Origin of the sequence: Holdemanella porci, from assembly GCF_019052655.1 — a bacterium.
GTDB lineage: Bacteria > Bacillota_I > Bacilli_A > Erysipelotrichales > Erysipelotrichaceae > Holdemanella > Holdemanella hominis.
Genome location: NZ_JAHQVB010000069.1, coordinates 1 through 9,663, shown reverse-complemented (window position 1 = coordinate 9,663; position 9,663 = coordinate 1). Strand labels below are relative to the sequence as shown.

Genomic DNA, 9,663 nt, shown 5'->3' with positions numbered 1-9,663 from the left:
GGAGCACATTTTTTTATGTTCCCCTCAAAGCCGTCATTTCTTAACTTAATGACATCGATCATTTCCCTGTTTCGAGTATTGTATTCGCAATTTGAAGTTGATTCTCAGTTGGCGGATTAATTCCTTCTAAAGGATATTCTAAGCCAAGTTCTTTCCATTTATAAGCCCCTAGAGTATGGTATGGTAATACTTCTATTCTTTCTACATTTTTTAATTGAATAATAAATTGATGTAGTCGTTCCAAATATTTTTCATCTGCATTGATTGTTGGTACCAATACATGACGAATCCATACTGGCTTTTGGATATCCGACAAATACTTAGCTAGTTCTAAAATATTTTGATTCGTATGTCCCGTTAATTCTTTATGAGCCATTTCATCAATATGTTTTATATCTAATAATACTAAATCTGTAACATTCATAAGTTGTTTAAACTTAGAAAAGAATGGTTCTTCAAAAGTAAATGGTTGTCCACAAGTATCTAAAACTGTATTGACACCTTCTTTTTTAGCTAATGTAAAAAGTTCAATCAGAAAATCAATTTGAAGTAACGGTTCACCGCCACTGACTGTAATGCCACCATTATCTTTCCAGTAAGGACGATATCGTAAAGCTTTCTTTAATACCACTTCTGCACTTTGATCTGGCTCTTTCGTTTTCCAAGTATCGGCATTGTGACAAAACTTACAACGCATATGACATCCTTGCATAAAGATGACATATCTTACGCCTGGTCCATCTACAAGGCCAAACGTTTCAATCGAATGAATTGCTCCTAACATAATATCCCCCTAACTAGAAAGAGCCTTATTAAAGGCTCTTATGACATGTACGACTAATAACATCTAATTGTTGTTCGCGAGTTAAATCAATAAATTTAACGGCATAGCCAGAAACACGAATTGTAAAGTTTGCGTATTCCTCTTTTTCTGGATGTTCCATCGCATCTTTTAATTTTTCTACACCAAATACATTCACATTCAAGTGGTGAGCACCCTGATCAAAGTATCCATCCAATACATTCACTAAGTTATTTACTCTTTCCTCTTCATTGTGACCCAACGCATCTGGATTAATTGTTTGCGTATTACTAATTCCATCTAACGCATATTCATAAGGAAGTTTTGCGACAGAATTTAGCGATGCCAACAATCCATTTTGTTCTGCTCCATATGCAGGGTTAGCACCTGGTGATAATGGTTCTCCTGCTTTTCTTCCATCTGGAAGCGCACCTGTAGCTTTACCATATACAACATTTGAAGTAATTGTAAGAATTGAAGTCGTTGGTTCACTATCACGATATGTGTGGTGTTTTTCAATCTTACGCATAAATGTCTTTAATAACCATACAGCAATTTCATCCGCACGGTCATCATCATTTCCATAACGAGGAAAATCTCCTTCAATTTCATAATCAACTACCAATCCATCTTCATCACGAATTGTCTTCACTTTTGCGTATTTGATAGCACTCAATGAATCTACTACATGCGAGAATCCAGCAATACCCGTTGCGAAAGTTCTACGTACATCTGTATCAATCAAAGCCATCTGGCTTGCTTCATAATAATATTTATCATGCATATATTGAATCAAATTCAAAATATTTACATATAACCCTGATAACCAGTCCATCATGATATCGTATTTATGCATTACTTCATCATAATCTAAATAATCACTTGTGATGGGCTTATATTCTGGACCTACTTGTACTTTTGTCTTTTCATCTACACCACCATTGATAGCGTATAGTAAACATTTAGCTAAGTTTGCACGAGCACCAAAGAACTGCATTTCTTTACCAGTTTGCGTAGCACTTACACAACAACATACTGCATAATCATCTCCCCATACAGGACGCATTACATCATCATTTTCATATTGTACACTACTTGTATCAATACTTACTTTTGCAGCATATTTCTTGAATGGTTCAGGCAAATTTGAAGAATACAATACAGTTAAGTTTGGTTCTGGACTCGGTCCCATATTTTCAAGTGTATGCAAGAAACGGAAACAAGTTTTAGTAACCATACTTCTTCCATCCATACCTAAACCACCAACATCAAGTGTTGCCCAAACTGGATCTCCTGAGAATAATTGGTTGTAGCTAGGAATTCTAGCAAACTTAACCATTCTAAATTTCATTGTCACATGGTCAACAATTTCTTGAATTTCACTTTCTGTGAAGACACCATTCTCTAAATCTCTTTCAAAATAAATATCTAAGAATGTTGAAATACGACCTACTGACATAGCCGCCCCATTTTGTGTTTTAATAGCAGCTAAATATCCAAAGTATAGCCATTGTACTGCTTCTAATGAGTTTTTAGCAGGCTGAGAAATATCATATCCATAGCTTGCTGCCATAATTTTCATTTCTTTTAACGCCTTGATTTGTTCAGCCAATTCTTCACGCTGACGAATTACATCATCCGTCATTGTTCCATCGCCACAATATGCTAAATCTTTTTGTTTCTGTTCAATTAAATAATCAATACCATAAAGTGCAACACGACGATAATCCCCTACGATACGTCCACGACCATATGTATCTGGTAATCCTGTAACGATTTTGTTACGACGTGCTAAACGCATTTCTGGTGTGTATGCACTAAATACAGCATCATTGTGAGTTTTATGATATTTTGTGAAGATTTCATGTAATTTTTCACTTGGTTTGTATCCATAAGTTTCGCATGCCTCTTCACTCATACGAATACCGCCATAAGGCATAAATGCACGTTTTAATGGTTTATCTGTTTGTAAACCGACAACCTTCTCTAAATCTTTATCTAAATATCCAGGGCCATAAGCAGTTAGACTCGAAACCACTTCTGTTTCCATATCTAATACACCGCCTTTGGCACGTTCTTCTTTTTGTAGTTTTTGAAGCTCAGCCCATAAAGTATTTGTCGATTCTTTTGGACCTTCTAAAAAGCTTTCATCTCCATTATAAGGTTTGTAGTTGTTTTGAATAAAATCTCGAACATCTACCTCGTCCTTCCATTTACTGCCTTTAAATCCTTGCCATTGTTCTTTCATAATTGCCTCCTTCTAATGACAGTTAGTTTAATCTAACAGTTATTTTAAGTTTACTATGATTTCTTCGAGTAGTCAATTAAAAAGACCCACCGAAAAGACAAAGTAAACTTGCCCAGACGGTCGGCCTATAACATCATACTTCATGTGGTAACTCCACTTCCGTCAGTCATATGATATCTAAATCATAACAAAGAACTATCAATTACGCAAGCGTTTTCATCACGGGCATGAATTTAGCTTTGTGCTTCCCCAATATTTGTCATTTTAAACCCCTCTCCATGTACTTCATGCGACTCTACAACCACAAAGAAAGATTCTGGATCCGCTTCTTGTACAGCCTTTCTTACTTGATACATTTCTTTACTGTTACATGCACACATTACCACTTGCATATCATCTTGTTTATATCCACCTTGAGCATTTAAAATCGTACTTCCCCTTTGACTTGTTTCGTCAATCACCTGACAAATTCTTTTTCCGTGTTTTGTCACAATAAAAGCGACCTTACCTGAATTCAAGCCATAAATCATTTTATCCACTACAACCGCGAATAATAAATTTACAATCATACCATAAATCATTCCATCTACATCTTTAAATAAAATACCACCCACTAGAATAATGCCAACATCTGATAAAAAGGCAATATTTCCTAAAGATAAATGAGGTCTTAATGCCTTTACAGCCATGATGATAAAATCAGATCCTCCTGTAGATGAATTTCTTGTATAAATCATCGCATAACCAATTCCACCAAAAACTCCCGTACATAAGGCAGCTAATAATCGATCTCCTTGGTAGACTGGAAATAATGGTGCCACATAGTCAATAATCAACGAAGATACAATCATACAGCGAATGGAACTGATAAAAAACTTCTTTCCTAATAATTTGTAACAAAGTATTGCAACAGGTATATTCAATAGAATCGTTGAAAAACCAATGGGAATATTAAATAGTCGATAAAAGATAATTGAAATTCCCGAAAATCCTGTCATAGGAAACTTAGCTTGTACGGCAAAATTATAAATTCCAATCGCAACAAAGATACTGCCAACTAATTCCCACATCATTTGTACCAATAATTCTTTTGTCTTATTCATAAACACCTCCAAAAAAAGAAACGCCTAAGATCAAATCTTACAGTGAAATCACTGCACCTACGATTTGATCCTAGACGCTTTAACCACTCATCCGGTGAAGAGTGAACGTTATTTTTAATGCACCCATCTATTGTATTGAACATGATCATTTAAGTCAAGAAGAATCTGCTAATTCGCTATTTGTGTCTGCTAGTTAGCTATTTGTGGGATGTTCAATGTATAGCGAAAATAGTAATATTTTAGATGAAAGGAGGCCCATTATGGACACAAAAAAGATAGGAGCCTTTATCGCAATGAATCGAAAGAAAAAAGGATATACACAAGAGCAGTTAGCTGAAAAATTAGGTGTGACAAATAAAACCATTTCGCGATGGGAAAAATGGAGTTTCCCCAACTAAAGGATATTAGAAACAATCCATGAAACACCTGCTTTCGTTAAAGGAATTACAATAGAATACTATATTTTTTAACATGCATTTCTATATTGATTTGCATGTTTTTAATATAAAAAGAAAATTTACAACAAACACCGCATAACACTTGACAACAGTTTGCGACTGTTATATACTGTTTCCAAGAAAAGAAAGAAGGATATAAAGAATGAAAATTATAATCAACACTTCCCTAATGGTTCCCATATATGAACAGATTGTTGACCAGATTAAAATGCTCATACGCAACGGGGAACTAAAGGAAAACGACAATCTTCCATCTGTCCGTACACTTTCTAAGGAACTAAAAATAAGTGCTTTAACTGTAAAAAAAGCTTACGACAATTTGGAAAGTGAGGGTTTTACGGTTACAGTACATGGAAAAGGCACTTATGTAGCGGCTACAAATACAGAACTGCTTTTGGAAGAACAGAAAAAAGAATTGGAAGCGGATTTGGAGCAGGCTATCCAAAAAGGCAGACGATGTGGTATTAGTGATGAAGATATAAAAAGTTTATTTGAGTTGATATTGGAGGGTTGATGTATGTTAAAAATTGAACACTTGAAAAAGCATTATGAGAATTTTTCTCTTGATTGTTCATTAGAGCTTATGTCTGGATGTGTAACAGGCTTGATTGGACAAAATGGTGCTGGAAAAAGCACAACATTTAAGGCGATATTAGGTTTGATTTCACCTGATGGCGGAAATATTACCATACTTGGAAAGGACAGAAAAAACTTCACAGCAAAAGATAAAGAGGAATTGGGTGTAGTATTGTCGGATTCTGGTTTTAGTGGGTATCTGAAGATAAAAGATATTATCCCTATATTGCAGAATATGTACTCAAAATTCGACAAATCACTATTTATAGAACAGGCACAGAAATTTCAACTACCTATGAATAAACAGATAAAAGAATTTTCAACAGGAATGAAAGTAAAATTAAAAGTGCTGGTTGCAATTTCACACAATGCAAAACTGCTGCTACTGGACGAACCGACAGCAGGTTTAGATGTAATCGCAAGAGACGAATTGCTTGAAATGTTAAGAGAATTTCTGGAAAAAGATGAAGAACGCTCCATTTTAATCAGCTCTCATATATCCAGTGATTTGCAGTCGCTATGTGACGACCTTTATATGATACATGACGGAAAAATTATTCTGCATGAAGATACGGACGTTCTTCTTAGCGACTATGCTTTATTAAAAGTAGACGCAGAACAATACAGCAAGCTGGATAAACAGTTTATATTGCGTTCCAAAAAAGAAACATATGGATATAGCTGTCTGACAAATCAGAAACAGTATTATATGGAAAATTATCCTAAAATTGCCATTGAAAAAGGTACAATAGATGAAGTTATTACCATGATGATAAGGGGGACAGAACAATGAAAGGCTTATTCGTAAAAGATTTGAAATTGATGATGTCACAGAAAAATTTTCTGTTGCTCATTTTGGCGATTGTAATCGGAATGATGATATTTACTGATGATGTGATATTCCCATTAGGTTTTCTGAGTTTCACTGTATCACTTTTTACAGTAAGCACTATCAGTTATGATGATTTTGATAATGGAAATGCGTTTCTGTTTACATTACCTATTACACGTAATCATTATGTGAGTGAAAAATACTTTCTTGGTCTATTATTGGGATGTATTGCTTGGGTTTTGGCAACTATTTTAGGAATAATTACAACTGTATTGAAAGATACATTACCTATTACAGATTTAGTACAGAGTTCATTGATGATTTTACCTATTATGATTGTCGTTCAAGCAATCATGCTTCCTTTTCGGCTAAAATTCGGTGGAGATAAAGGAAGAATTGCTATGATTGGTGTATTGGGCGGTCTGGAAGTAATCACTCTCGTTATCGTGAAAGGAGCAGAAGCCATTTTCAATATTGATTTAGTTAGTCTGCTAGATAATTTGCCAACTGTAAGCATGGGAGTTCTTATCGCTATTGCAATTATTATCGCTTTATTGATGTTATTGGTTTCAATGAAAATCAGTTTGTCAATTATGAACAAAAAAGAATTTTAAAAGCTAAAGTGAAAAGTTAAATTCCACTTTAAAACGGAACAAAAAAATTTTGGAATTTACTCGTTCAGAATTATATTTTCATAAGAATATCGGATATTAAGTCTGATATTCTTTTGGTTTTAAGAATGGAACTTAATCATACGTATACAAGAAGTGTGACTTTCATGACAGAAATCATGGTATTTTAGGGAACAATAAAGCTATGGAATTTCGTTCATTTTTTCGGGTGTAAGACTAAATTCCACTTTAACTGCATGTGCTATTGTCAGTCTGCATCTCATGTTTCATACATTCTCCGAATGATTTTAGTTATCTTCTTTTAGTAAATATGGTTTTAAAATTATTTCATCATTTTCTATTTTCTTGATTCCAAATTCTATGAATTTCTTATATAAATCTGGACTTAGGAACTCCATCATCTCCAGCAGTGACTTTCCTTTTAGCTTCTCCTTTGGCTGGGAATTGATGTGGGATACCATGAGATTAGCCTTCTGCTGTGAATCAAGACCAAGCTCCTTGAGACCTGCTTCTTTAGGGCATATGTAACCTATCCCTTGTGGTTGTTCTCAAGACTTCCTTTCTGACATGATTGCATAGCATCGCAGTAAAAGACATGAGTTGATGCCATCATTGTCTTTTTCTAGTCCTTCTACATCTGAGAATTCAGTACTTCTATCTGTCTTGATTACCTCCACTTCCTTTTTGAATAGATCTTTTCCTAATATTGATTCGAGAAGGTCTATGCCTTCAACTATAGCCTTTGCAGTCTTCTCTTCATGGTATAGAAAAAGTGAAAAGAAAATGTTTGATGAATGAAGTGGATGTTATTAAAGTAGATCCAAAGAATACGAGTAGGATTGGAAAAGAAAAGTATACAAAGATCAAAGGACTGAGTGTACATTATTGTGCAGCCTATGTCATCAATCGAAGAGGCATGGGATTTGTGGATTAAATGAGATAAATAATCAGAACTAGAAGTTTATGATATCTTACTGGATGATAGGTACATAGATCATGGATGAAATTCTGAAGTATTTATAAATAAAGCATACAATAAAAACTCCATCTTTCTGAGTGAATCGGGAAACCGAATGATTCAGAAAGATGGAGTGAATATTGAAATGTTACCGGATGACTGGAAACGAACCTGGCACGTCATTTAGACGTGTGACTTTTTTGCAGAAAAAGTCTTTTCTTGTTTACTATGAACAATTTCTTCAGCACGATCTAGTGCTGCACTGATACTTGGTTGGAAGTTTTCTTCTCCCACAAGCTCAATAAAGCCTGCCTTTTCCATGACCTTCATCGGTTGATCATTCACATGTGAAAATACAATCGTGATTCCTTTGGATTCACAAACTTGAACTAAATCCTTTAATGCGTTTAGTGCCGTACTATCTAATGAAGGAACACTGCGCATACGAAGAACTAGACATGTTGTAAAATCTTTTACCACAATTTCTTCAATCACACTGGTCGCTCCAAAGAACAAGGGTCCTGAAATCTCATAGACACGAATCTGAAGGGGAAGCTTTTGAAGGTGTTCATCAACATCGAGTGTATCCTCATCTACATATGTCCAGCCATTGACTTTTGTTTCTTCACTCATACGTTTAATGAATAATAAACAAGCAAGTACCATTCCCACTTCAATGGCCACAACCAAATCAAAAATTACAGTTAGCACAAATGAAGTGACTAAAACTATAATATCACTCTTAGGTGCTGTTTTAGCTAAGTTCACAAAGGTACGCCATTGGCACATATTGTATGCGACGATAAATAAAATTGCTGCAATGGTAGGCATCGGAATCATTCCGGCATATGGCATTAAAACAACCAATACAATTACTAATGTGATAGAGTGCACCATACCGGCAATCGGTGTTTTTCCTCCATTTTTAATATTGGCAGCCGTTCTTGCGATAGCACCCGTGGCAGGAATTCCTCCAAATAAAGCTGACGCAATATTTCCAGCACCCTGCGCAACAAGTTCCATATCCGAACGATGTTTTCCATTAATCATGCCATCAGCAACAACACAAGAAAGTAATGATTCAATGGCCGCTAATACAGCTATGGTTAGTGCATTCGGTAATGCATTTTGAATCATGTTTAATGATAAGCTTGGAAAATGTAAAGATGGTAATGCATTGCTGATGGTATAAAGATTTCCAATTGTATTTACCTTTAAAGGCAAGAATTGAACCATCAAAATTCCAGCAATAACGGCTAAAAGTGAGCCTGGGATTCTTTTAAAGATATATGGAGCAATAATCAAGATAACTAAAGATACCACACCTACAATCACGGCATCCATATTCATTGTAGAAAAATTATGGATTACAGTCTCAAATTTTTCAACCGTCTCAATAGGCTTTACTCCCGTTGGATAAGTTAATCCAAAAAAATCTTTTAATTGTCCAATCACAATCGTAACGGCAATACCCGAAGTAAAACCTGTCGTAATAGTAAATGGAATAAACTTGATTAGACTTCCAAAATGACATAGACCCATCAAAATCAAAAAAACACCTGCAAGAATTGTGGCAACGACAAGGCCATCCATTCCATCATGCGCTACAATTCCAGCAACAATCGTCGCAAATGCAGCAGTCGGTCCTGCAATTTGTACACTGCTTCCGCCTAGTGCTGAAATGACAAAACCTGCCACAATTGCAGTAAATATACCGGCTTCCGGTCCAACGCCAGAAGCAAGTGCTAATGCAATCGATAATGGTAATGCGATAATAGCGACGATAATTCCAGCTGTCACATCTTTGAAAAACTGAGACTTATCATAGCTTTTAAGTGATGAAAGTAACATCGGTTTTAGTGAATTCATTTGTTAATATCCCTCTCTTTTTAACAACCTTTAAAGTATACCATAATTTAAGTATTTTTAAGGAATTTTATATACTAGTATTTGATATACTATACATATAACACTAAATTTCAGGAGAATAATATGAAAAAGCTCCTCTTTTGCAAATGGGTGGTAAGTGACAAATTATTACAGGCAGTGCTATA

Annotated in this window: 10 protein-coding genes and 1 riboswitch; of the genes, 5 read left to right on the top strand and 5 right to left on the bottom strand. The window is 35.1% G+C overall.

Features of this window, described 5'->3' with window-relative positions:
* Positions 1 to 58: 58 nt before the first annotated feature.
* The 3 genes from pflA to KTQ83_RS10140 all read right to left on the bottom strand — a co-directional run bounded on the left by pflA (position 59) and on the right by KTQ83_RS10140 (position 4,153).
* Complete coding sequence (gene pflA / locus KTQ83_RS10150; protein WP_117926407.1) at positions 59 to 784, bottom strand: pyruvate formate-lyase-activating protein; 726 nt, start codon at positions 782 to 784, stop codon at positions 59 to 61.
* Between the two features lie 28 nt (positions 785 to 812).
* The gene (gene pflB, locus KTQ83_RS10145) at positions 813 to 3,050 is read right to left on the bottom strand and encodes a formate C-acetyltransferase (RefSeq protein WP_117926409.1); all 2,238 of its coding nucleotides are present in this window, start codon (positions 3,048 to 3,050) and stop codon (positions 813 to 815) included.
* 103 nt (positions 3,051 to 3,153) lie between these two features.
* Positions 3,154 to 3,230: riboswitch (ZMP/ZTP riboswitch) on the bottom strand.
* A 53-nt stretch (positions 3,231 to 3,283) separates the two neighbouring features.
* On the bottom strand, positions 3,284 to 4,153 hold the full coding sequence (locus KTQ83_RS10140; protein WP_117926411.1) for a YitT family protein: 870 nt from the start codon (positions 4,151 to 4,153) through the stop codon (positions 3,284 to 3,286).
* Positions 4,154 to 4,413: 260 nt separating this feature from the next.
* On the opposite strand from KTQ83_RS10140, the gene KTQ83_RS10135 reads away from it, so the two are divergent.
* From KTQ83_RS10135 to KTQ83_RS10120, 4 genes are all read left to right on the top strand, one after another.
* Positions 4,414 to 4,551, top strand: a complete 138-nt coding sequence (locus tag KTQ83_RS10135) for a helix-turn-helix domain-containing protein (protein WP_117926413.1) — start codon at positions 4,414 to 4,416, stop codon at positions 4,549 to 4,551.
* A 202-nt stretch (positions 4,552 to 4,753) separates the two neighbouring features.
* Complete coding sequence (locus KTQ83_RS10130) at positions 4,754 to 5,125, top strand: GntR family transcriptional regulator (protein WP_004611555.1); 372 nt, start codon at positions 4,754 to 4,756, stop codon at positions 5,123 to 5,125.
* A gap of 3 nt (positions 5,126 to 5,128) precedes the next feature.
* Positions 5,129 to 5,980 (top strand): ATP-binding cassette domain-containing protein, encoded by an 852-nt coding sequence (locus KTQ83_RS10125; RefSeq protein ID WP_186999584.1) that lies wholly within the window; start codon positions 5,129 to 5,131, stop codon positions 5,978 to 5,980.
* Positions 5,977 to 6,633: an ABC-2 transporter permease gene (locus KTQ83_RS10120; protein ID WP_186999583.1), complete on the top strand. Its 657-nt coding sequence runs from the start codon at positions 5,977 to 5,979 to the stop codon at positions 6,631 to 6,633. The genes KTQ83_RS10125 and KTQ83_RS10120 overlap by 4 nt, the downstream gene beginning before the upstream one ends.
* 305 nt (positions 6,634 to 6,938) lie before the next feature.
* Here KTQ83_RS10120 and KTQ83_RS12360 read toward each other — a convergent pair whose 3' ends face one another.
* Positions 6,939 to 7,112 carry a hypothetical protein gene (locus KTQ83_RS12360; RefSeq protein WP_244975841.1) on the bottom strand — a complete coding sequence of 58 codons (174 nt, stop codon included), beginning with the start codon at positions 7,110 to 7,112 and terminating at the stop codon, positions 6,939 to 6,941.
* 329 nt (positions 7,113 to 7,441) lie between these two features.
* Here KTQ83_RS12360 and KTQ83_RS10110 point away from each other — a divergent pair, with 329 nt between their 5' ends.
* Positions 7,442 to 7,585 (top strand): hypothetical protein, encoded by a 144-nt coding sequence (locus tag KTQ83_RS10110; RefSeq protein WP_217256743.1) that lies wholly within the window; start codon positions 7,442 to 7,444, stop codon positions 7,583 to 7,585.
* 207 nt (positions 7,586 to 7,792) lie between these two features.
* On the opposite strand, the gene KTQ83_RS10105 is transcribed toward KTQ83_RS10110, so the two are convergent.
* Positions 7,793 to 9,478, bottom strand: coding sequence for a SulP family inorganic anion transporter (locus KTQ83_RS10105; RefSeq protein WP_217256742.1), 1,686 nt, complete (start codon positions 9,476 to 9,478; stop codon positions 7,793 to 7,795).
* Positions 9,479 to 9,663 lie beyond the last annotated feature (185 nt).